This is a genomic window from Flavobacterium endoglycinae, from assembly GCF_017352115.1.
Classification (GTDB): domain Bacteria; phylum Bacteroidota; class Bacteroidia; order Flavobacteriales; family Flavobacteriaceae; genus Flavobacterium; species Flavobacterium endoglycinae.
Map to the genome: position 1 here is coordinate 4,511,360 of NZ_CP071448.1, position 22,309 is coordinate 4,533,668.

At 38.5% G+C, this 22,309-nt stretch carries 20 protein-coding genes; 13 read left to right on the forward strand and 7 right to left on the reverse strand.

Going from position 1 to position 22,309, the window contains the following annotated elements; all coding sequences use genetic code 11:
- Positions 1-5: 5 nt before the first annotated feature.
- Both J0383_RS19745 and J0383_RS19750 read right to left on the reverse strand, forming a co-directional pair.
- Complete coding sequence (locus tag J0383_RS19745) at positions 6-1,256, reverse strand: relaxase/mobilization nuclease domain-containing protein (protein WP_207295670.1); 1,251 nt, start codon at positions 1,254-1,256, stop codon at positions 6-8.
- The gene (locus tag J0383_RS19750) at positions 1,241-1,633 is read right to left on the reverse strand and encodes a plasmid mobilization protein (protein WP_207295671.1); all 393 of its coding nucleotides are present in this window, start codon (positions 1,631-1,633) and stop codon (positions 1,241-1,243) included. Before J0383_RS19750 ends, J0383_RS19745 begins: the two co-directional genes overlap by 16 nt.
- Before the next feature lie 400 nt (positions 1,634-2,033).
- On the opposite strand from J0383_RS19750, the gene J0383_RS19755 reads away from it, so the two are divergent.
- The 3 genes from J0383_RS19755 to J0383_RS19765 all read left to right on the forward strand — a co-directional run bounded on the left by J0383_RS19755 (position 2,034) and on the right by J0383_RS19765 (position 4,408).
- Positions 2,034-2,324 carry a hypothetical protein gene (locus J0383_RS19755; RefSeq protein ID WP_207295672.1) on the forward strand — a complete coding sequence of 97 codons (291 nt, stop codon included), beginning with the start codon at positions 2,034-2,036 and terminating at the stop codon, positions 2,322-2,324.
- A gap of 215 nt (positions 2,325-2,539) precedes the next feature.
- On the forward strand, positions 2,540-4,054 hold the full coding sequence (locus J0383_RS19760; RefSeq protein ID WP_207295673.1) for a MauE/DoxX family redox-associated membrane protein: 1,515 nt from the start codon (positions 2,540-2,542) through the stop codon (positions 4,052-4,054).
- Positions 4,055-4,141: 87 nt separating this feature from the next.
- Complete coding sequence (locus tag J0383_RS19765) at positions 4,142-4,408, forward strand: DUF6520 family protein (protein WP_207295674.1); 267 nt, start codon at positions 4,142-4,144, stop codon at positions 4,406-4,408.
- A gap of 79 nt (positions 4,409-4,487) precedes the next feature.
- Here J0383_RS19765 and J0383_RS19770 read toward each other — a convergent pair whose 3' ends face one another.
- The 3 genes from J0383_RS19770 to J0383_RS19780 form a co-directional block, all read right to left on the reverse strand.
- On the reverse strand, positions 4,488-7,022 hold the full coding sequence (locus J0383_RS19770; RefSeq protein WP_207295675.1) for a S9 family peptidase: 2,535 nt from the start codon (positions 7,020-7,022) through the stop codon (positions 4,488-4,490).
- Between the two features lie 64 nt (positions 7,023-7,086).
- Positions 7,087-8,481, reverse strand: a complete 1,395-nt coding sequence (locus J0383_RS19775) for a RagB/SusD family nutrient uptake outer membrane protein (RefSeq protein WP_207295676.1) — start codon at positions 8,479-8,481, stop codon at positions 7,087-7,089.
- Positions 8,482-8,497: 16 nt separating this feature from the next.
- A complete protein-coding gene (locus J0383_RS19780; protein ID WP_207295677.1) occupies positions 8,498-11,530 on the reverse strand; it encodes a SusC/RagA family TonB-linked outer membrane protein in 3,033 nt (1,010 codons plus the stop codon).
- 512 nt (positions 11,531-12,042) lie between these two features.
- Between J0383_RS19780 and J0383_RS19785 the strand changes: the two genes are divergently transcribed.
- On the forward strand, positions 12,043-12,372 hold the full coding sequence (locus J0383_RS19785; protein ID WP_207295678.1) for a hypothetical protein: 330 nt from the start codon (positions 12,043-12,045) through the stop codon (positions 12,370-12,372).
- 20 nt (positions 12,373-12,392) lie between these two features.
- Here J0383_RS19785 and J0383_RS19790 read toward each other — a convergent pair whose 3' ends face one another.
- Positions 12,393-12,569: a histone H1 gene (locus tag J0383_RS19790; RefSeq protein WP_207295679.1), complete on the reverse strand. Its 177-nt coding sequence runs from the start codon at positions 12,567-12,569 to the stop codon at positions 12,393-12,395.
- A 76-nt stretch (positions 12,570-12,645) separates the two neighbouring features.
- Positions 12,646-14,319 carry a helix-turn-helix domain-containing protein gene (locus tag J0383_RS19795; RefSeq protein ID WP_207295680.1) on the reverse strand — a complete coding sequence of 558 codons (1,674 nt, stop codon included), beginning with the start codon at positions 14,317-14,319 and terminating at the stop codon, positions 12,646-12,648.
- 331 nt (positions 14,320-14,650) lie between these two features.
- Between J0383_RS19795 and J0383_RS19800 the strand changes: the two genes are divergently transcribed.
- From J0383_RS19800 to J0383_RS19840, 9 genes are all read left to right on the forward strand, one after another.
- Entirely contained in the window at positions 14,651-15,256 is a 606-nt protein-coding gene (locus tag J0383_RS19800) for a hypothetical protein (protein ID WP_207295681.1), read from the forward strand.
- Positions 15,257-15,398: 142 nt separating this feature from the next.
- Positions 15,399-15,563 (forward strand): hypothetical protein, encoded by a 165-nt coding sequence (locus tag J0383_RS19805; RefSeq protein ID WP_207295682.1) that lies wholly within the window; start codon positions 15,399-15,401, stop codon positions 15,561-15,563.
- Positions 15,564-15,589: 26 nt separating this feature from the next.
- Complete coding sequence (locus J0383_RS19810; RefSeq protein ID WP_207295683.1) at positions 15,590-16,459, forward strand: helix-turn-helix domain-containing protein; 870 nt, start codon at positions 15,590-15,592, stop codon at positions 16,457-16,459.
- A gap of 56 nt (positions 16,460-16,515) precedes the next feature.
- Positions 16,516-17,709, forward strand: coding sequence for a hypothetical protein (locus J0383_RS19815; RefSeq protein ID WP_207295684.1), 1,194 nt, complete (start codon positions 16,516-16,518; stop codon positions 17,707-17,709).
- 196 nt (positions 17,710-17,905) lie between these two features.
- Positions 17,906-18,367 (forward strand): hypothetical protein, encoded by a 462-nt coding sequence (locus J0383_RS19820; protein ID WP_207295685.1) that lies wholly within the window; start codon positions 17,906-17,908, stop codon positions 18,365-18,367.
- 126 nt (positions 18,368-18,493) lie between these two features.
- Positions 18,494-18,829 carry a DUF4134 domain-containing protein gene (locus J0383_RS19825; RefSeq protein WP_207295686.1) on the forward strand — a complete coding sequence of 112 codons (336 nt, stop codon included), beginning with the start codon at positions 18,494-18,496 and terminating at the stop codon, positions 18,827-18,829.
- Between the two features lie 16 nt (positions 18,830-18,845).
- Entirely contained in the window at positions 18,846-19,160 is a 315-nt protein-coding gene (locus J0383_RS19830; protein ID WP_207295687.1) for a DUF4133 domain-containing protein, read from the forward strand.
- A gap of 24 nt (positions 19,161-19,184) precedes the next feature.
- The gene (locus J0383_RS19835) at positions 19,185-19,784 is read left to right on the forward strand and encodes a DNA cytosine methyltransferase (protein ID WP_207295688.1); all 600 of its coding nucleotides are present in this window, start codon (positions 19,185-19,187) and stop codon (positions 19,782-19,784) included.
- Positions 19,785-19,830: 46 nt separating this feature from the next.
- A complete protein-coding gene (locus J0383_RS19840) occupies positions 19,831-22,299 on the forward strand; it encodes a TraG family conjugative transposon ATPase (protein WP_449536196.1) in 2,469 nt (822 codons plus the stop codon).
- The last annotated feature ends 10 nt before the right edge of the window (positions 22,300-22,309 follow it).

The following is a 22,309-nucleotide window of genomic DNA, read 5'->3' on the forward strand; positions in this document are numbered from 1 at the left end:
ATGTGTTAATTACTATCTGACTGTCCTTTTCTCCTTCTTTTTTTCTGCTTGTTTTTAAGCTCTCTGGGAATGTAATCTGACGACGTTCCGGCGTAAAGCACTTCATCAATTATCCGCTGTACTTCCCCTGCGGAAATAAAAGAGCCGTGCTTCTGAGCGGTACCATTAGGAATTGTATACTGCTTCTCAGAATGGGACGAATTGCCCAGACGTTGCAAGAGCCCTTTGGCTGCATATTCTGAGCCAAGACTGCTTCCGTTGAAAACGCATCTGGTGTTATGATCTATATAGGTCATGCCGTATGTTAGTCCCTGTTCATTTTTTCTGACAACTGCCGTAATGCCCTGGTTCGCCAGCCGCGTTTCAAGCTGCGAGAGCGTAATGTTTGGGTATTTTAACAGCAGTAGATCCACCGCATTTCGTGTTCTTTTCATGTTTTTCATGCGAGAAGTTTTGGAGGCGGCAAAATTAATTTCGAGCTGAGAAAGGGTGGGTTTAGAATAAAAACTGCTGGCCTTTATGGGAACCCCGACGGTCTTTTTATTCTCATCCAGAATCTGGTATATCAGTCCTCTATTCTGAAACATTTTTGAATTTTCCTTTCCCCTTTCTGCTTTGACGTTATACAGATTCAATACTGCGTTGAGCTCGCCCAGCGTTGTGTATTTGTAGTGCGGGATGACTGCATTTAGTACACTGCTAATGGCTCTCTTGGAATCTATTGCCCCATATTTTATTTTTTCCGCATCTATGGCATTAATAAGCGCTGGACTCTGTTTTTTTCTCGAGTCCGCCCGAACCAGATTAAAAGAAATCTCCAATTCTTTGCGAGCAGTTTCAGACTGGTTTCTTCCAAGATTGTGCATGTTAATCCTGGATCCGTCTGCCTGCACATTTATGGATGCGATATGAAGGTGTGGATGTCCCGCATCGTGGTGCTGGTAGACCAGATAAGGCTGCGCGCCGAATCCAATTTTCTCCATATAAGAAGAGGCGATCTGCATGAGTTTTTCTTTGGATAAATCCTTGTCTGAACGGTCAAAATTCAGCGAAATGTGCACTGCGCTGCGCTTGACATTTTCATTGAGCTGGAGCTGTTTTAGAAATACACCGAGCTTAAAATATTCTGACATTTTTTCAATATCGATGGGATAATTTCCCTCGCCGATGCACACAGCTGCACCCTGGGAAACTTTATTCTCATTATAGATGAGGATACCTCTTATCGAGTGTCCTGTGTTTATGACTGCAACCATTTTTGAGCGAGATTTTCAATTTGTTTTTTTATTTCTTCAACCAGCGAAAAATATTTTTTTCTATCAGATTCAAAAGACAAGATCCAGACTCTTAAATCGGAAATTTCAAAAAGGGTATGGAGTTTTTTAACGCTCTGATTAAAATTATTTCCAAAGAAATTAAGCTGTGTTCTGAGCTGGATAAGCTCATGCAGCAGATTATCCAGCGACTCATTTCTGTACTTCAGAGCAATAGGTATTCTCAGCAGATTTCTGCGCACGAAATCACTTCGTTTGCGGCATACTGAAGCTTTAAAATTTCTGTCTATCTGCTCGAATTCTTCTTTGGTTAGCCGGATGTGCAGCCATCTGTTTCTGCCATTGTTTTTTTCTTCCATGATCTTTTCTTTTTCATTGTTTCAATTTCATTCAATCTTAAAGTTTCACTGCCAGCGAGTTCCGAGCAGAGGGGCAGCAAGATTTTTGGTTGTGATACAACCAGACATCTTGCTGACTGCTAAAAACCGCAGTCCGTAAGCTTCTAAAATGCTTTTTTCAGCTTTAGAAATCAGTCAAGTAGAAGCTGTCATCCCTATTAAATTTTAAAGAAAACCGATTCCAGAATCTATTTTAAAAATCTAAATGCACCAATTGAAGTGGTATTAGGGATTTACCTGAGAGCTAAATTAGAAAAGGCCTTCAAGCCCTGCAATCCTCCCCAAATTTTGAGTAGGGTAAAAAGGCATAATCCTTTTTAATTTTACACTGAGTGAAGTATTAATTTTTAAATGATGAAGTATGATAACAGCAAATGATGCCGCCAAGGTTTTTGATACTGTTTTGAGTATCCCTGGCATGAATGAGATGGTGAAAATGGATCTAAAAATTTCACGAAAAAATGTACTGCTTTTAAGCCATCTGATACAGGACGGACTGAAGATAAGGGAAGGGTCATCGGTACTCCTAGAGAGCATAAGCGAGCAGGGAAAGACAGAACTGGAAGGGATCTCACAAGAGTGTCTTCAGAAAGCGGGACTTATAGAACTGCATGAAAAACTTGCAGGAATCAGCGCTTCTGTAAAAGGCTGATTCCAAAAACAATTACTATGATTTAATGCCTGTGCTATTCTTACAAAGTTCAGGCATTTTTTTTATTCAATCGAATATGTAAAATTGCTTGATTTTCAAAGATTTTGGCTTGATTTTTAAAGGATTTGAATGAAAAATCTGATTTACATTTGCATGGATGAATACTGATAGTATCAAGAAAATAGAAATTATTAAAGTATTAAAACAGAAAGATCATGACCTTAAGCGACCGTACTAAATATTACATTGCAGAAACTATCTGCCTGCTCTACATCCTACTGTTCATTTATGCCTCTGCTAGCAAACTTATGGATTTCCAACACTTCAGAATCCAGCTCGGGCAGTCGCCTCTGCTTAGTGCCTTTGCTGAGCAAATCGCTGTTATTGTCCCTGTATCTGAAATTATTATCTGCGTTCTGCTTTTATTTCCTAGATATAAAGCCTCAGGTCTTTTCGCAGCTTATGGATTAATGGTCATGTTTACAGCCTATATTTTTATAATACTTAACTACACTGCTTTTGTGCCCTGCTCTTGTGGCGGCGTTCTGGAAAAACTTGGTTGGCAGTCACATCTTGTATTTAATTTATTCTTTGTTTTTCTCGCTGTTTTGGGAATCATCCTTTATAAAAACAGTGGCACGCAGAAATTTCATGCGGTAAATAATAAAAAATTAACAGCATTATTTTCAGCTATCACAATCAGCAGTATCAGTGTAGTTGTTGTGATGTTTATATTTTCTGAAAAGATTATACATTATCATAATAGATTGACGAGACGTTTTCCGCAGACCCCTATTGAAAAGGTAAATGGGAAAGATTTAAAACTGAATTCTTTTTATATAGCTGGAGCAGACAGCTTCCATATTTTTCTCGGTAATAGTACAGCACCGCTTCTGATAACAACTCTTAATACTCATCTAACTATTACTGGGCAAAAAATGATAGAATTAAACCGCAAGAATTTGCCGTTTCGGGGTATTAGACTTTCTGTTCGGTCTCCTTATTTTTTTGCTGCAGATGGCAGTGTCCCATGTGTTTTCAGAGGCAGAATTGAGAATTGGAAAGCGGAACTTGCATATAAGGGTGGAGAATATTTTACCACGACTCAAGCATTGGATTCTGTATCGGTAGCAGTGGTTGCCAACAATTCCAGAACAGGCGATAATGTGTTAGGAATTATTAACGTGGGAGAAAAGAAGAATACGATTTTAAATCCGTCGATATTACAGAAGCAGTTCGACGGCGTATTTGATACTGACGGTCATCTGCTTTACAGCAGCGGACTAGATAAAATTGTATATCTCTATTATTACAGAAACCAATTTACAATAGCCGACAAAGGTTTAAAAATTATTGGAAGAGGAACCACTATCGATACTATCAGCAGAGCCAAACTAAATATTGCAAAAGATAAAAAGCATCAGCAGCGTAAGTTTTCCACTCCGCCTCTATATGTAAATAAAAACAGTGCTGTCTATAAGAATTTGTTATTTGTAAATTCAGCAATACCAGGCAGGTTTGAAGAGGATAGGATCTGGGAGGAGGCAAGTATTATTGACGTGTATAATTTGAATGATAAGAGCTACCTGCTGAGTTTCTGCATCTATCATCTAAATGGCAGAAAAATGAAAAGTTTTATTGTACAAAATGATAACTTATATGTCCTTATTGGAACACAGATTATACGCTATAAAATAGGGACGAAAATAACATCAAAATATACGAAATAAAGAGTATTAATCTATTGGCCAAGTAGCAGGGGTTTGATCGAAAACCTGTAAAAAAGAGTAGATCATTAACCGTAAAATTATATTATTATGAAAGCAAATGTTTTTAAAATCGGTCTGCCGATGGCAGTTGTGGCTTTTGGACTTGCTAGTGCTGCAGGCACAAGCTCGACTAAGGAAAGTTCAAAAGTTTTTGCACAGAATGGGTATGAGCACATCAGCGTTAACAATGCCTGTAACATACCTAAAGCATTTTGTGATGAACAAGGTGATGAGGCATGTACTGCTCCCGACACGGGAAATCAGCTTTATTCGCAGCCATCAAATTGTGTATTACCTTTAAAGAGAAGTGAGTAGTAAGGTGCTATTCTATGAGAAGGATGCCTCCATCGTTTAAATTCGGTGGAGGCATTTTTAATTTATTTAGAAAAGAAACTTAGTTATAATATGTGCCAAACCACTCTTTTTTCTTTTCTCCTTTCAGGTAATAATCAAACCATTCCATTATACGTATATTCAAATCTTGAGCATTCTTTTTGTTTTCCAGAGTATGTTCTTCCTCGGGATAAACAAGCAGTATGTGCTCTTTATTCAGACGCCTTAGAGCCAGATAAAATTCCAAACTGTTTTGCATATTAACATGACGGTCTTCGGCTCCAGCCCAGCTTAGTAAAGGGCTATTAACGTTTGATGCTAACAGTACAGGAGAATTATTTAAATAGCTCTTCATGTCTTCAAAAAGGGATTTTCCAATTCGAATCTGGTGGTCTTCAGCACGAAAGAAATCAGGTCTTCGAAACAGAGGGCCTACATATAAATATGAACTGATCAGATCAGTCCACGCTGCGCCTGAAACTGCGGCTGCAAACCTATCGGTTTGAGTAATTATTAGATCAGTTTCATACCCGCCGAAAGAGTGGCCGATAAGCCCCACCTTAGTTGCATTCACATAACCTTTTGCCACTGCGGCATCCACGGCAGCCAGCACACTGTTGGTTACTGATTTTTTTAAATTTCCAAATTCATAATTAATATCTGGAAACAAGACAAAATAGCCATTAGCAGTATAATTATTGACGTTAAAACCAGTATTGGAAATCATTGAAGGATTTATATAATCATTCAAATAACTGAATTGTCTTTCATATATGTGTACAACCATCGGATATTTCTTGTCTGCTTTAAAATCAGCAGGATAGAAAAGAATTCCCTTTGTTTTAATGCCATCGGAAATGTACTCAATTTTCTCATTTCTGCTCCAGTAGAAATACTTCTGTTGAGGATTGCTCTGCATTATTTCAGTAGCCTTGTCTTTATAAAGCATCAGCTTAGGAGAAGATTCGAAGCTTTCAGAGACATACATGTAAATACTTTTATCCTGAGCTTTTTTAACTAGACTGATCTTATTATTGCCCCAGACCATTTCCTTAATTCCAGAATTGATGTTCCACCAGCTCAGGCCAGTAGCACCAGTTTCTTTATTCACTGTTTCCAGGAGGAAACCTACTTTTAAATCCAGTGTGTAAGTGCCCGATACAGTTTTATCAAACAACAGATTAGGATTAAAGGAATTAATCCTAAAAGTCTTTTGGATTTCTCTTCCATTGGTTAATCTCTTTTTCTTTTTTCCGTCAAGCGAGATTTTCCACAAATCGTATCTGTCATATAGTATAATTTCACCATCGCTAGTCCAACCGCCTATGCCGTAAGGCTTGTCTTCCGAGGGACTGTTATTATCCTCTGCAAAAAAGGAATTAGGCAGGTTAAGGGTAATGCAGATATGGCTGTCATTCTTAATGCTGTATATCCACCATTGTCCACTTTTAGCGTAGCATAGATAAGCACCGTCTGGAGATCCGAAAGGTTTTGCATCGGCTGTATGGTTATTCACAATTGGATTGCGAGTGCCGCTATTAAGGTCAAGAATATATAGGTCATAAGGGCAGAACTGTCTACTCTGCGGCTCGTAAGCAATTGGATCATAGATAAAGGCATAATTATAGTCACTGCTAATAAATCCAGCTGAAAATGTGCTATCTGTAATAAGCTGTACTTTGTTTTCCTGAATATTCCATAATGCCATTTTATCGGACATTTTTGGGTTGCCAAAATACTTGCGGTAGTCGAACAAAAGCTTGTCTCTTGTGTTCCAAATCTCAACATCTTTCGGATCTATACTTTTTAAAGTGTCATCGGAAAATTTAAGCCTTACAAGTACTTTTGTTCCGCTTTTCGCATGCGCTGCATTACCGAGCGGCGAATCAGTTATCTGCATGCCTTTTGGAAAACCATTACTTTTGGAATTAAGAATGCTGAGTTTATCTTTGCTAATGCTGTAATAATAAAACTTCGATCCTTGACCAATATCTCCCATAAAAGAAATTGCATCTGCCTCCCAGTAAAGCTTTTTTAACGGTGTACTTTGGTTAGCTGCTAGTATTTTTATGTCGATGGGGTCTTTAAAAAGAATCAATTCTGTACCATAATGATTGTTGTTAGAGACATTAAAAACAACGCCCTTCTGGTCCGGATCATAACAATAGCTGGTTATGTCTTTCCTTTGATAGACTACTTTGCCAGTTAAAGTTCGAATTTCAAGGAACTGCTTGTTATCATTACTATTTCTAAGTACTACACTATATCTATTATTTTTTGAAAAATCAAAACTAACGACATTAGCAATTTTATCGGCAGTTGCAGTGTGTAGATTCTGCAGATAAAGTGTATCTTGTGAAATACATCCGAATTGTAGCTCGGCATTAAATTTACCTGTTCTACAATTGGCAAATTTTTGCTTTTGGCCTCCAGCGATCTTCTGCAGGACAAGTGTATCGCTGTCTGTATATTTATAATTCAGACGGTAGCTTGCCCAGTTGCCATTGTTTGAAATCTTATCAGGATACAATTTGCTCCATTGTTTGTAATCAGCGGGTGTCAGCATTCTTTTTTGGCCAGCCTGCCCTAATAACATAGGGCAGGTTACTAACCAAAAAATGAAACAGGTAAACCTAGAAAAAGTATTGGCGGATATAAATTTAATTGCCTTCATTTTGGGGAAGCAGATTTGGATTTAACAATAATTCAGATTCTGGAATCGGGAACAATCTATCTGATGTATTCCATTGATTTTTAAATTGCTGGAGAACCTTATCGAGTCTGCCAGTTCTTTTAAGATCAAAAAAGCGGTGTCCAAATTCCGTAAATAATTCTAGTCGTCTTTCCGTGTAGACTGCTTTAAGGATGTCTTCAGAGTTTAAAGCGGAAGTGTTGCCAAGTCCTGCGAGGTTTCTGGTTTTATTAAGGTCTTCTTTTGCACCGATCAGATCTCCTGTATGCGCCCGTGCTTCAGCTCTGATAAGGTACTGTTCGGCAAGTCTTAGCACAATGGAATATTCTAAAGATGTGCTTCCCGTACTTGACTGGTTTTTATATTTATAGGGATGATACCAAGTGGAGCCGCCATTTGAAACTGCCTTGAGCCATTGTGCTTTTCGTAGATCGCCTATGGTGAAGGAATTAAAAAGATCTTGAGAAACTGCAGTTAATGCGGGAGGTCCCTGCTGAAAAATAAACGAACTTCCTTCATATGTGTTGGTACCTGCTGTTGCTGGCATGAACTGCCAGATTGTAGATTGGCTCTGCTTTTCAAAAAGCGTATTTATTGACTGCGGCCAAACATACAAATCACTCTGATTTAGAACGGCTGATGAGGCGTCTGCAGCTTCCTGCCACAATTCCATGTAAAGGCAGACACGGGAAAGAACCGCTTTTGCCGCAAATTTGTTAGGTCTTGACCTGTCACTTCCAGTATATTGCTTTGGAAGAAGATCAACAGCTTGTTCTAGATCACCCTTAATCTTTTGGTAAGCCTGGCTCTCCTGCATTCTTGAGACGGTGCTGTTATCCTTATAATCCGTTGATGTTATGTATGGAATTGGACCAAACGTATTCAGAAGGTAGAAATGAATCAAGCCCCTAACGAAAATTGCCTCTCCAAGAAGCTGATCTTTATCTGCCTTCGCAAACGTTGCTGAGGCTTTTATTCCCTCAATAACTGAATTGGCAGCGTAAATCTGGCTGTAGCTGCTATTCCATAATTCTAATAGTGCGGTATCAGTCTGCATTAATGAATTATTGTAGAAGTTTGCCTGAACTGCTGCGGCGTTCCCATAAAAACTGAGCTCGTCAGCATACAAGCCAAGCTGCACCGTTAAGCCAGTAGGGTAGCCGGTCAGGAATCCTTTATCGCGCATCTTCGAATAGATATCCACCATGGCGGCATTGGCAGTGGATTTATCCGCGAAAACTGCCGTAGATGTTAGTTGTGAAGAAGGCAAATCCACATCGGTAAATCCGGAGCATGCCGAGAATAGATTGGTTAAAGCAAGAACAAGAAGCCGTGCTTTTATACTTAATTTTATATTTTTCATAATAAGAAGCTTTTAATTAAAAAGTCAATTGTATACTGCTTGTATAAATTTTTAAAGGAGGGAGGTAGCCAGAAGTTTTAAACTCGGGGTCAATTCCCTTGTACTTGGTGAATGTCAATACATTCTGGCCTTGAAGACTTAGTCTGCAGATAATTTTCTTCGTCCAGGATCTTGGAAGCTCGTAGGTCAGGGAAATATTCTTGAGACGTATGTAGGAAGCATCTACAATTGAAGCGTCACTCTGCAGATATCTTAGATAAGCCTGCTGCTTTGCTGAGTTTGACACGCTGTAACCCTGATAGGGCCCTAAATCTCCTTCACTTTGCCAGTGCTGGGCAACTCCTGCAGACTGGTTATTCATTGTTCCCGGCATTGGCTGTCCATAGTTTTCACTGTAATTCTGCTGTTTTGAAAAATGAAAAAGAAAATCCAGTTCCAAATTGTGAAATCGTATATGGTTCTGCAGACCTCCGTAATATTTGGGATTTAGATTTTTTGTAGTCTGCCGGTCTTGATTTGCCGTAAATACACCATCTCCGTTTACATCTTCAAACTGATAAATGCCGGTAGCAGGATTAAGGCCTGTATAATGGTAAGTTTTAACTATATTTAAAGGTTCTCCGATTACATACCTGTTTTTATAAGTTGAGACCTCCAATCCTGGAAAAGAAATAAGTTCGTTTTTAATGCTGGTAAGATTAAAACTGGTGGTCCAATTGAAACTGCTGTTTGTTATATTTTGAGTTTTAAGGGTAAATTCTATTCCTTTATTTTGTACCACGGCATCCAGATTTGCCTGAATAGAACTGAAACCTGTTGTGCCTGGAAGAGGTATCCCTACCAGTTGGTTAGATGAATGGTTTTGGAACCATGCAAGACCAGTAAAAATTCTGTCTTGCAGAAATCCTGCTTCAATCGCCATTTCCATTTTTCTGTTTGTCTCCCAGCCGAAATCAGCATTAAATAATCTGCTGGGCTGCATTCCGGAAATTCCCTGATATTTGGTGCCTGAAGTGCTGTAGGTATCCATAAATTGATAATCGCCTATCTGATCATTACCTGTTGTGCCATAGCTTGCTCGTAATTTTCCATAACTTAAGAAAGGAAAATTGGCGTTCATCCATCTGCTTTCGCTGAATATCCATGCTGCTCCCACAGCCCCGAAATCTGCAAATTGCCTTCCGGGTCCAAAACGGCTTGAGCCATCTCTTCTTGCTGTGAGATTTAAAATATATTGGCCTGCCAAATTAAGATTTACTCTCGCGAACAAGGCCTGATACTTATACAGCGTTTCGTCACTGTTTAAGACAATATTGGAAGATGCGGATGCAGGGTTGCTGATTAAGTTGTTACTAGTGAATCCTCGAGACTGCGTAATGAACTGATCCCCATTCTGCTGCTGGAAAGTTGTACCTGCCAGAACATCAAATGCAATTTTATCTAGTTTTTTTGTCCATGATAATTTTGGCTCAACTATCCAAGAATTGCGGTTTACAATATTAGAAATGGCCAGTGATGATTCGGTTCCTAGCCCATACGAGGGATTGTATATAGTTGATGGCTGCAGGTTTATCTGTTTTTGATCCAGATTTGTGTAACCTAAGCTTGCGCTAGCTGAAAAGCCGGCTCCAAGTTCATAAGAAAGTATAGCATTTGAAAGCAGATCAAAAGTATTGCCCTTAGTCTGTCCATTTAAGATAGCAACAGGATTTTGAAAGGTATTGTTCTCCCAGTTGAGATTTCCTGACTGATCATACAGCGACGGCGCATTAGGGGAAAGCTGAATTGCTGTCTGTGTAAGGTCCACAAGAGGCATCGAGCTGGACTGCGCAGAGTATACCGCTGAGAAATTCAGATGAAATCTTTCGTCTTCTGATTCATGATTTATATTTGCCCTTCCGCTGGCTTTGACATAATTAAAGTTGCCGGGAAATACGGTGGTCTCTTTAGAGTAGTTTCCGCTAAGAAGAAACTGCGTGTGTTGCGATTCTCCCGAAATAGTAGTCTGCAGATTAGTATATTCGGCAGTCCCTCCAATTAGTTCTTTCTGCCAGTCAGTTTCTCGATTCTGATCCCATGTGCCGTTGATATCATATGCATTTGCAGGATATTGGGTTATTCCGTCATTGGCAAAGGCTTCTTTACGCATGGCAATATAACGTGGTGTATCAAGCACTTTTTTAAAACCTGTAACCCTGCCCAGACCATTGGAATAATCTACGGAGACAGATGTTTTGCCTGACTTGCTTTTTTTGGTTGTAATAAGCACTACGCCATTTGCTCCTCTGGAACCGTATATAGCAGTTGCATCAGCATCTTTCAGAACTTCGATTGATGCTACATCGGACGGGTTGATGCTGTTTAGAGGACTGTTTTGTGCCGGCATATTTGCGGAAGTATAGCTGCTGCCTATGCCTTGTGAAGAATATGGCACACCATCTATTATGTAAAGAGGACTGTTTCCGTCGCTTCTTAAACTGTTTAGCCCGCGTATTTCTATGTAAAATCCACTTCCAGGCATTCCTGTATTCTGCACTATATTAACACCTGCCATGCGGCCCTGCATGGTGGCTAATACATTGGTTACTGGTTGGTTTTCAATATCTTTGGAGGTAATTCGGGCAATGCTCCCCGTTCGGTCTTTTTCCTTTACGGAATAATAACCAGCATTTACCCGAACCTCCTGCAGAGTTGTGGTATCATATTCCAGCTTAATGTCAATTTTAATCTGGTTATTTACTGGAATAAATTTAGTTTTGAAACCAATAAAAGACACTATTAATGTGTCGCTAGAGGAAGCTTGAAGCGAATAATGGCCATTGTAGTCTGTGATTGCGGCCATATTGTTATTGCCTTTAAGGATGATTGCCACTCCGGGCAGAGGAGAAGCTCCATCACTTACAATCCCCTGAACCTGATGGCTCTGGTAATAAAGCGTTTTGGAATTTCGAAAGTTTCTGGAATGAACGGTGGAAAAAGACAGCAGAATGCCAGCAAAAAATAGGCAATAAAGAGCTCTTCCATCCTTAAAAAATGAAAAATAATTCATAATATTGGGATTGGTTAGTTAAATGGATATTTGATTAGCTAAGGTCCTCTGCTCTAGTTTGGTCGCTGCAGCTGAGGGCCATTTTTATGTATTAAGTAAACGGCTTAATAAGCATAATAGAATTGACTGCTCTTTTTACAAATAAAATATTTTTACATTAAGGTTTAAATTTAATGCGAGACTGAATAAAAAGCAGTGGCTAAGAAATGATGAGGTTATACTTGTGTTCCTAAAAAGGAGGCGTGGGTTTAAACTCAGCTTATCGCTCTCTGGGTACTGGTATACCGCACGCGCAATAAGTGAGCCCACGCCATTTGGCGTGAGCATTTACACTTATCTTCCTGCGCGTATTAAAATTACCAGTTTTAGAGAGCAGGTTCAAAGCGAACGCTTCATATTATATTATTTGAAGTATCGCAAATATATGTATTTGATAACAAATATAGAATATTATTTTGAATTGCACACTATAGTGTGCAGAAAAAATATAATTATTCAATTCTTTTGTCTTGATGGCTTTGAAAAATGAAAATAATAAACAGTTAATAAAACCAAAGAAAACCAAAGTTTTTCTAGTGGATCAACACGTTTGTAATTTTATAAAAGAAGAATGGATGATAGATATTGATTCATTTAGAGAATGGGCCCGACAACATAACGTCCATGAATCAATAGCCAGAAAAATTAATCAAATTGAAGGTTATAAAATTCCAGTATCAACATTAAAAATTATTTGCTTTTATAGACAAATTTCTTTGGCAGATTTTTTTACTCTTGTTGAAAGTAAATATGGGGATGCTGAAGACAAATTTTATTATATAGAAAAAAAGAAAGATATTTAAAATATCTTTCTTTTTCTATTTTATTTTTTTGATTCCTCAATAGAAACTTTTCTAAACTCTTTTAAAAGTTTTTCAATTTCTAACGATGATTTTCTTGCTCTCGCTCCAGCAGCTTTAACTCCTTTTTCAGCTACAGCTTCAGATTCTGTTTTAAACGTTTCGATTTCAGCGTTGATTTTTGCAATTAGGTCTTTCATTATACAATTTTTTAAATTAAGTAAGCAAAAGTAAAATTTTGCCTTAAATGAAAACGGTATTGGTAATAAAATATTCTCACGAATTCTCTTTCTTCAATTCCTTAAGGAAATAACTGACTGAAATTCCTGTTCTGGAGCTGAATGCATTGGTGAATCGGGGAGTGGAAGTAAAACCAGCTTCCTCCGCCAGGGAGCCAATGGAGTAATTTCTATGCAAGCTTGAGTTTCGCAGCAGCTCCACGAGATAATCAATTTTTAGGTCATTGATATAATCGGCAAAACGCTTGCCGCTGCGATGGTATATCACTTTTGAGAGGTATTTGCTGTTTGTATTAAACCGTACAGTTAAAGTGGCTAGTGTTGCCTCTTTGTGCAGGAATTTTTTATCCCTTTCAAATTTTTCAAGGTGTCTTATTATCTGCTGTACAGTCTCCTGCGAAATGTCGGTTATTTCGAATTTATCGGGTGTCTGTTTCTGTATGCTGTTTTTATCGTTTTTTTCCAGAAGCAGATCAAATTTGATCTTATTGCGCTTTTTGGTTTCAAAGTGGTTATAGGTCCCGTAAATAACAGCGGAGAACAGAACGACAACCACGCTGATCAAAATAACGTCGTAATATTTCTCTTTTACAAGCTGCTGCTGTATTTTTTCTTTTTCCAGCAGAATTTCCTTAGTATCATACTGCTTATGGATTTTTCCCACCAGATACGTATTGGAATCTGTTAATACAGAGTCAGCTTTTAAAAGCTGGTCTATGTAATAAAGCTGGGATTTCAGATTATTCTCCTTCTTGTAATATTTAAGCATTAATTCAAAAACTTCCTTTAAATCCGGGCGGATGTATCCTTTCTCAATAAAAGCCTTTTCAACCTTTTTAAAGTAGGGAATTGCTTTTGTAGGAAGCTGAAGTTTCCAATAGCTTTTTCCTATATAAAAATTTGCAATGGATATGTTGGCAAATTCTGTGATGCTGTTCAGCTGGGGTATAACCTCCTGAAGCATTTTTATGGAGGTATGATAATTATTTAGGAAGAACTGGTTGATTCCTTCCGAGTGTTTAAAAAACAATTCCATTTCCGGAATTTTCAGCCGCTCACATTCTGCAAGTCCCAACGCATTAGTCTGCGAACATCTGCTGTAATCGCCAGCTTTATTATAGCAGGCACTTAATGAATGCAGTGAATTCAAATAAGGGCGAGCCTGATTTTTTTTAAAATATTCAAGGCAGTCAGTAAAGAGTGAAATGGCCTCATCATAAAAGCCGAGATAATATTTAATCTGCGCAATATGATATTTGGTTTTGTAGATCAGATAATCATTTTCAGTTTTGGAAATGCTTTCGTTTGCCTTAATGTAATAGTCATATGCTTTCACATAATTTTTTTGGCTGTAATAGACGATCCCTTTCGATAGATTAGCTGACCCGATTAGTTCATCGCTTTTTGATTTTTCAGCTGCGATCACCATGCTGTCAGCATATTTCAAACGCAGATTCATTGGAGACTGATGCAGTATGTTTTGGTATGCATTAACGGTCTCTTCATAATTCTTTTCCTGTCTTGCTTTCTTTAAATAGGCAAATAAATAAGGAGCTGCTTTCAGGCTGTCATTTTTGTATTCATAAATCCTATCATCCAGATAAGTATATGTTTTAAATACAAGAGAATCGGGAACTGATTTTGAAATCTTCTGCGCATTTAATGACTTGACTAAAAATAAAAACAGCAATACAGGTAATGTACATTTCATAATACATGGAAACTTTAAGTTTACGCCCTGGAAAAAAGCATAAACAGATTAATATTTAAAAATGCGGAAACGATCTGTGAGAAGCATTCAAAAATACTGTAAATATTTGAAAAACAGTGTAATAATGTAGGAAAAATACTTTATCGATTTCATGGAAATCAGTAGTGGATTTTCCGAAAACCCGCACATATGTCCTTGATTAATGTTTTTTTGCGCTCTAGATTTGCTCTGAATTCAACAGCAAAGATTCAGTAAAGCACTGAGCAAAAGTTCTGCTGGCCCGGGCAAAATGGACTGAGATAATTCTCAATTAACCAAACCATTTTGCATTATGAAAAATTTATTATTAACTGGTTTAATTATTTTCTTAGGTTCATGTTCAAATGATGACTTTGACAATTCCGATTCAAGTGCGGTTTCGAAAGAAACAAATAAAAAAGAGAGAAGTTCAGATTTAAAAAAAGGAACTTCTTCAGAGGACAACTTTGGGGAAGTGCGGGCGGGAAATTATATACTTCTGATACCTGCCCGTATTAAAGGCAGAGTAATGTCAGTGCTCAGAGATCAGGTTTTCAGCGGTGCATTAAAGATTTCTGAAAAAAACAATCCTGATTTAGATACGATTTCTTCTGATGGGGATCCTGTCGGCACCTTACTCATCATCGCTGATGAAAGCGCACTTGGATCATCTTTGAAACTTGATGTCAAGGGATATATTGTCAATCTCGGAAATCTGCGTGGACAGCAGTACCACATTGTTGATGATTTTATAATCCAATACGAGATTTCCAAACGCCAAGATTCAACACTTCTAACAAATGAGAAAGAAACAATCCTGTCCATTTCTTCTATTTCGGAAGCAGTTTTATTTAGTGAAAAGGCTAGAAAGGATAGGGACTGGGAGACTTCTACAACCAGTAAGCGCAACGGAAATTGAATTTTTTAGTGAGGGCAGTGCATCTAAATAATGCACTGCTTTAGCAAAAGGCATTTAAAAAAAAATCCTATGAATTATGAAAAAGCGGGCTCTGTTTTATATTTTATTATTCTTCTTCAATCTTTTGAGCCTTTATTTTATAATGAAGCTTTTTGCCGCCGATCAGATTGTGAGCTATGTCTTAAACGAAGACTATAATACTGAGAGTCCGCGATTAACAGCGTATGTTTTATACATCTGCTGCCTGTCAAATCTGTATTTCCAGTTTCTGATGTGGATGGAATATTTCTTCAAGGATGAAATCTAAAAGCAGATCTTCATAAAAGACAAAAAATGATTAGAGAAATCTTAAATACAGAAATTAAAAGCATTGAAAATGACGGGATCGATGTCCTGCTGCTTACAGAGTACAAAGTGAAAAATGTGCTGGAGGTTCCATTTTCCATTTCGAATTTTTCAGTGCTTTTAATCAAAAATGGCAAAATGAATATCAGATTTCGTGACGAGGCCAATATATTGAAACGCAGAGATTTATTGCTGATTCCATATAATTCAATCTGCACCAAACTTGAGGTGACGCCTAACATCCAGCTTTATCTTATAAGGACAAATTTCGATTTTGCCTTTAATAACTGTTATGAGAAAGAGCTTTTGGATGCATTCAGTTTTTTAATGCTGAAATCTGACCGAAAGATTGGCCTTCAAGAAGAGGATTTTAAAGTTTTATCGGTAATTTATAAATTAATGAACGCGCTGCAATGCGGCAATGAAAGGCCGGAGATTATTAGTAAGCTGCGCCGGATATGCTTTAATCTGTTTATACACGAACTCAAGTTTATACATTCCAAATATAAACCGGAGCTTGATCTTGACTTTTCAAGAAGGGAAAGCATTGTAATCCATTTCCTGACTTTGCTTTCAATACACTTCAGAACACAGCACCACGTACAGTTTTATGCGGGTGCATTATTTATTACTCCAGGACATCTGAACAAGATGGTTAAAGAGAGCACGGGAAAAACTGCCAAATCTTTTATAATTGAAGCTCTTGTCAACGTTTCGAAAAATCTTCTTACTGATTCCAACTATACTGTGGCTGCTATTGCCGATGAACTAGAATTCAGCAGCCCTGAAAACTTTGGCGTATTTTTTAAAAGACATACCGGTTTGCTGCCAACAGAATTTCGCTCCACTAAAAAGTAAGCGGCCTTAACCGCTCCTTATTCTGCCAAAGATTGTTTAATTAAAACGATAAGACGATGATTAAAATGTATCCTTTGGAATGGTTCGATTCGCTAATTATAAATTCATTTGATGCAGGAAGTTCCTCAATAAGCGTATCAGAAAGCGAGCTGGAAATTTTGAATGAAAGAATGGTGAGTGAATCAAAAAAAATTAAAATTCATATTAAAAACTCTTTTTTTGAGCTCAAAAGCAAAAGGCAGATCAGGCTTCTTATAAGAAAGTACCATTCTTCATTGGTTTTTTTAATAGATAGGGTAATAGAGATAAGAAAGAAAGAGCAATTCAATTCGATGCAGTTAAATGAAATATTTGATTTGATTGTCACGTCCCTTGACGACCTGCTGTCATTTGTCGAGGTCAGATATTCTGCATTTATCAGTCTTGACCAAAGAGTGCCGAACAGCTATTTTTTGGTATGGAAAAAGGAAACGCTTACCGTCTTAAAGAGACTGATTAAAATAAAAGAAAATACAGAACATGAAGATGCTGGATTGGAATTTGTTGCAGATCTTCTCGCTGCGCCGCTGCATAACTCCAAAAACACAAAATGTACCTACCGCCAGATTTTGTATTACAGAGAGATAATCACTGAACTGGAAAAATTCAGGCATGCAATTTCTGAAAAAGAATGTATTTCAGATCTTGATCTTATGCTTATTAGAATGAATTTCAACTCCAGAGAATATGCTGAGAAACTGGTCGCTAAAATTGGCGGCTATTTGGAAGGCTTTGAAAATTTATCGGAAAGGCTTGAAAAACTGCTTTATATCTGCAGCAGACTGTCCAAAGTAAACCCTGACTTAAAATTAACCTTTAGTCCCTCACAGCAGAATCTGATTTCATTTTTGGAATACTGGTTTTCCAGCGAAGCCCGATATCTCGAAAAGAAGGCCGCAATTGAAATGCAGGAGCAGACGACCAATTATGCCGGCAGTGAATTTGTAGAGAAGGCAGACCATAAGCTGGAGTGCATGCTTTCGGGGGATCAGATAGCTCTGATCCTTAGAGCAACAGACGAAGCGAGAATTATAAAAGCAAAGTCGATGAATTACATTTTTAAAAGCATTGTGCCTTATCTTTCCACCCCTGTCAGAAGAAATCTTTCTTATAAATCGATAAGGGCAAAATCGTATAATCCCGAAGATCGGGATAAAGAACTTGCCATTGAAAGCCTTGAGAAAATAATCAGCAAGATAAAAACGTACTAGTCTTTATTTGAAAAGCAGTCGAAATGCCTTTAAAATCAAGCATTTTGAAAGGGAACAAAAAAGGCTCTAGAAAGTTGTGCTTGTAGAAAGTTTATACTTATCGTTCCTTTGGACTGTAGAATAAATCCCATCAGCTCTTAACTGATGGCGGTTTTCATAGAGGAGGATAAAATGTTGAACGATAAAATGAGGAGCTATGTTTACAAATATTTCATGGGGCAGTTATCTGACCGCGGCTGGTATTGCTATAATTTTCTGGTATCTAGTAATCTTATTTAAATTTCACAGCGGTGATTTAAAAAAAATCTTATCAGGTGAAAAGAAACTGCAAATACCATTTCTTAAAAAAACTTCTAAAAATATAAAGGAAATAAAATCAATATCCGATTCATTTCCCAAATCATTTGATCCGCTGCAAGATGCAGAAAAACTTTCCCAGCGGATTAAAGATGCCGCTAAAGAATGTTCTGAAAAGAATTTATCAAAACAGCAGTTTGAAAACTACTTAAGAATGCTTCTTGAAGAATATCCTTTTGTCAAAATTTCTGCTCTCAAAGAAAACATTAACCAGCTGATGGTTTCCGAGTCCCAACTACATCCCAATCTTGTTTTAAGTCTGAGCGAAGCAGACAGCCTGTGGGAAGGATCGGTATTTTAAAAATTCAGAAGAGGAATATTCCCCGTTCTCTCTGGTGCGGTATGGCTTTATGTGACAAGGAAAATAGAGTTGCAATGGCGGTATTCCTCTTTTTTTGCTAAAGAATAACTTTAAAAATGATTTGTGATGAAAAAATGCAGATGGAAATTAAAAAGTCTTCTTAGACGATTTAGAGCTATGGGATCGTCGCTGCTGATGATTTTGCTCAGTAATGTTATTTATGGTCAGGACGGTGTGGCGGGAATTAATGAAGCCAACCAGAAAGTGAGAAGCTACTTTGATGCCGGCACCGAACTGATGTACGCAGTAGGAGCGATCCTCGGGCTGATAGGTGCTGTAAAAGTCTACCAGAAATGGAATGCCGGCGATCCCGATACCGGAAAAGTCGCTGCTGCCTGGTTTGGAAGCTGTGTGTTTCTGGTGGTCGTTGCTACGGTAATTAAGTCCTTTTTCGGCGTTTAAACGATAGATACTAGAAATGAGCAGCAGTGTTTATTCGATCAATAAAGGTATCAATCAGAGCATTGAATTTAAGGGACTTAAAGCACAGTACATCTGGTATTTGAGCGGAGGTGTTGTCGGTCTTATGATTCTGTTTGCTGTTTTGTACATAATTGGAATTCCTTCCCTGATATGCATTGCCTTTATTGGAGCTGCAGGAGCTTTTCTTGTTTTTAAAGTGTACAGAATGAGCAATACTTATGGCGAGCACGGCATGATGAAAGCTTTGGCTGGCAGGAAAGTACCTAAACATGTAAAGGTGTACAGCAGAAGTATTTTTGTTAAGTTATAGCTATAGAACGTTAATTGTGGATTTGTGAAAGTTCTAAACTTATATGCTGGAATAGGAGGCAATAGGAAAGATTGGAAAGGTGTTTCAGTTACAGCCGTAGAGCTTGATCCTGTACTGGCGGCAATTTATTCGGCAAGGTTTCCAGAAGACAATGTTATCGTTGCAGATGCGCATCAGTTTCTTTTGGAAAATTACAAGGATTTCGACTTTATCTGGTCGTCTCCTCCATGCCAATCGCATTCCTCTTTCAGGCAGAACATCTGCGTGAGGTTCCGGGGCACTTCTGCTGTATATCCTGACATGAGGCTTTATCAGGAAATACTATTTCTTCATCATAATGCTTCCTGTTTTTGGACAGTTGAGAATGTGAAGCCCTATTACAAACCCTTGATTGAGCCAAATGCTGTCCTGCACCGCCATCTTTTCTGGTCGAATTTTGATATTCCTCCTGCTGATATTGCTGCTGACATTAAAATAAGGTATGCACAGATACCGGACCTTGAAGAAGCACTTGGTTTCAGCTTAAAAGAATTTAGGATAAAAAACAAAAGGCAGATTCTGCGCAACTGCGTAAATCCGAGGCTTGGCCTTCATATTCTTAGATCGGCTGGAGTCTTAAAATAAAGATGGAAAGTTTCCTAGATAGGACTTAATTAGAAAAATGTAAAGTATGAAGACGATGGAGGGAATACTGCCTATAATGGCAGTGGAGCATGATTACATATTGTCAAAACAAGGCGATGTAACTATAGTTTTTAAGACAGAACTGCCTGAGATCTTTACAATGTCGGATCAGGAATATGAAGCTTTCCACCAGTCTTGGATAAAGGCCATAAAGGTACTGCCGAAGTTCTGTGTTTTTCATAAGCAGGACTGGTTTTTGGAAAGTATGCATAAGGCAGATTTTTCAAGGGAGGACAGCAGCTTTCTGGCCAAAAGCAGTGAGCGTTTCTTCAATGAAAGACCTTTTCTGGATCACAGCTGCTATATTATGCTGACCAAGAAACCGGCGGGAAGAAGGAATTCAACCTCATTGTATTCTAATCTGCTGCGAAGCTCCATAGTTCCAGAAGAAACTTTAAGGCCGCAGCTATTGCATGATTTTGCAGATGCCTGCGGGCAGTTTAAAAGGATTTTGGAAGACAGCGGATTTATAAAACTGGTGCGCCTCAAAAATGATTCGCTTAGAAGCGGGAGCAGAAAAATTGGGCTGGTGGAAAAGTACTGTTTTTTATCAGAGAAGGAAGAATCATTTATTTTTAATGATATACAATTTGATGAAGGACTTGCAGTAGGGGATAAGTACTGCCAGCTCTTTACGCTTGGTGATGCAGCTGATCTGCCGGGACTCTGCGGATCAAGAATAAATTATGACCGCTATTCGACCGATAAGACAAAATTCAGCGTTGGTTTTGCTTCAACGCTCGGCCAGCTCTTGTCCTGCAATCATATCTACAACCAGTATATCTTCATTGAGGATGCGCAGAAAATCATCCAAAAGCTTGAAGGCAAGCGATTGAGGCTGCAGTCGCTCTCGGCATACAGCAGGCAGAATATGATTGCCAGAGATGCCACTAATGATTTCCTTAACGAAGCAGTATCACAGCAGAGGCTTCCGGTCAAAGCGCATTTTAATGTGCTGGCCTGGAGTACGGACAAGGAAGAACTGAAAGAGATTAAGAATAAGGTATCATCAGCTCTTGCCCAGATGGATGCTGCTGCGAAGCAGGAAACCGTCGGGGCTCCACAGATTTACTGGGCAGGAATTCCAGGAAATGCAGCGGACTTTCCAATGAATGACACCTTTGACACCTTTACGGAACATGCGGTATGCTTTCTGAATATGGAAACTGGCTACAGATCTTCTCTGAGTCCCTGCGGTATTAGACTTGGAGACCGATTAACTGGAAAACCGGTTCATGTGGATATCAGCGATGAGCCCGTAAAAATGGGCATCTGCACCAACCGAAATAAGTTTATACTCGGGCCATCAGGGAGCGGGAAATCATTTTTCACCAATCATATGGTAAGGAGCTATTACGAGCAGGGAACCCATATAGTGCTGGTGGACGTGGGGCACAGCTATAAGGGGCTCTGCGATATGGTCAAAGGGTATTATTTCACATACGATGAAAAAAATCCTATCCGTTTCAATCCTTTTTATATTTCTGAGGGAGACAGTCTGGATACAGAGAAAAAAGAAAGCATTAAAACGCTGCTTCTGGCACTCTGGAAAAAAGACGACGAAACCTTTAACAGGAGCGAGTATGTAGCGCTCTCCAATGCCCTGCAGATTTACTATGAGAAGTTGGATATAAATGCAGAAATTTTTCCCTGTTTTAACAGTTTCTATGATTTCCTAAAAGAAGATTTTATCTCGATTTTGGAAAGAGATAAGGTAAAGGAAAAGGACTTTGACGTGAACAATTTTCTGTATGTCCTTCGGCCTTATTACAAGGGAGGCGAATTTGATTATCTGCTGAACGCCACGGAAAATCTGGATCTTCTGAAAGAGCGTTTTATTGTCTTCGAGCTTGATAATATCAAAGACCACCCGATTCTTTTTCCTGTTGTGACCATCATCATTATGGAAGTCTTTATAAATAAGATGCGCAAGCTTAAAGGTGTCAGAAAAATGATACTTATTGAGGAAGCATGGAAAGCACTGATGAAGGAGGGTTTTGCAAATTACATAAAATATCTTTTTAAGACCGTGCGCAAGTTCTTTGGCGAAGCGATAGTGGTCACGCAGGAAGTTGAGGATATTATTTCCTCGCCTGTTGTAAAGCAGGCGATCATCAACAACAGCGACTGCAAAATTCTGCTGGACCAGAGCAAATACCAAAATAAGTTCGGCCAGATTCAGGAACTGCTGGGACTCACTGATAAAGAAAAGGCATTGGTTTTATCAGTAAACAAAGCAAATGATCCCGCTAGGAAATACAAAGAAGTGTTTATCTCTTTAGGAGGGATGCTTTCCAAGGTATATCGCACGGAAGTTTCTCTCGAGGAATATCTGGCGTATACGACGGAGGAAAGCGAGAAAGTGAAAATGAATGCCTATGCACAGAAGTTTGGCGGGGATATAAAGAAGGGTATAACCGCGATGGCTCAGGATATGAAAAATGGAATTAAATGAAAAATGAAAG

What these genes read in the sequence shown, in the direction of transcription:
- J0383_RS19830 (WP_207295687.1), top strand. Translation starts at nt 18,846, where the DNA reads ATGAGCAGCAGTGTTTATTCGATCAATAAAGGTATCAATCAGAGCATT.
- J0383_RS19765 (WP_207295674.1), top strand. Translation starts at nt 4,142, where the DNA reads ATGAAAGCAAATGTTTTTAAAATCGGTCTGCCGATGGCAGTTGTGGCT.
- J0383_RS19750 (WP_207295671.1), bottom strand. Translation starts at nt 1,633, where the DNA reads ATGGAAGAAAAAAACAATGGCAGAAACAGATGGCTGCACATCCGGCTA.
- J0383_RS19770 (WP_207295675.1), bottom strand. Translation starts at nt 7,022, where the DNA reads ATGTTATTAGGGCAGGCTGGCCAAAAAAGAATGCTGACACCCGCTGAT.
- J0383_RS19815 (WP_207295684.1), top strand. Translation starts at nt 16,516, where the DNA reads ATGATTAAAATGTATCCTTTGGAATGGTTCGATTCGCTAATTATAAAT.
- J0383_RS19790 (WP_207295679.1), bottom strand. Translation starts at nt 12,569, where the DNA reads ATGAAAGACCTAATTGCAAAAATCAACGCTGAAATCGAAACGTTTAAA.
- J0383_RS19760 (WP_207295673.1), top strand. Translation starts at nt 2,540, where the DNA reads ATGACCTTAAGCGACCGTACTAAATATTACATTGCAGAAACTATCTGC.
- J0383_RS19820 (WP_207295685.1), top strand. Translation starts at nt 17,906, where the DNA reads ATGTTTACAAATATTTCATGGGGCAGTTATCTGACCGCGGCTGGTATT.
- J0383_RS19795 (WP_207295680.1), bottom strand. Translation starts at nt 14,319, where the DNA reads ATGAAATGTACATTACCTGTATTGCTGTTTTTATTTTTAGTCAAGTCA.
- J0383_RS19800 (WP_207295681.1), top strand. Translation starts at nt 14,651, where the DNA reads ATGAAAAATTTATTATTAACTGGTTTAATTATTTTCTTAGGTTCATGT.
- J0383_RS19805 (WP_207295682.1), top strand. Translation starts at nt 15,399, where the DNA reads ATGAAGCTTTTTGCCGCCGATCAGATTGTGAGCTATGTCTTAAACGAA.
- J0383_RS19785 (WP_207295678.1), top strand. Translation starts at nt 12,043, where the DNA reads ATGGCTTTGAAAAATGAAAATAATAAACAGTTAATAAAACCAAAGAAA.
- J0383_RS19810 (WP_207295683.1), top strand. Translation starts at nt 15,590, where the DNA reads ATGATTAGAGAAATCTTAAATACAGAAATTAAAAGCATTGAAAATGAC.
- J0383_RS19825 (WP_207295686.1), top strand. Translation starts at nt 18,494, where the DNA reads ATGAAAAAATGCAGATGGAAATTAAAAAGTCTTCTTAGACGATTTAGA.
- J0383_RS19755 (WP_207295672.1), top strand. Translation starts at nt 2,034, where the DNA reads ATGATAACAGCAAATGATGCCGCCAAGGTTTTTGATACTGTTTTGAGT.
- J0383_RS19840 (WP_449536196.1), top strand. Translation starts at nt 19,831, where the DNA reads ATGAAGACGATGGAGGGAATACTGCCTATAATGGCAGTGGAGCATGAT.
- J0383_RS19780 (WP_207295677.1), bottom strand. Translation starts at nt 11,530, where the DNA reads ATGAATTATTTTTCATTTTTTAAGGATGGAAGAGCTCTTTATTGCCTA.
- J0383_RS19775 (WP_207295676.1), bottom strand. Translation starts at nt 8,481, where the DNA reads ATGAAAAATATAAAATTAAGTATAAAAGCACGGCTTCTTGTTCTTGCT.
- J0383_RS19745 (WP_207295670.1), bottom strand. Translation starts at nt 1,256, where the DNA reads ATGGTTGCAGTCATAAACACAGGACACTCGATAAGAGGTATCCTCATC.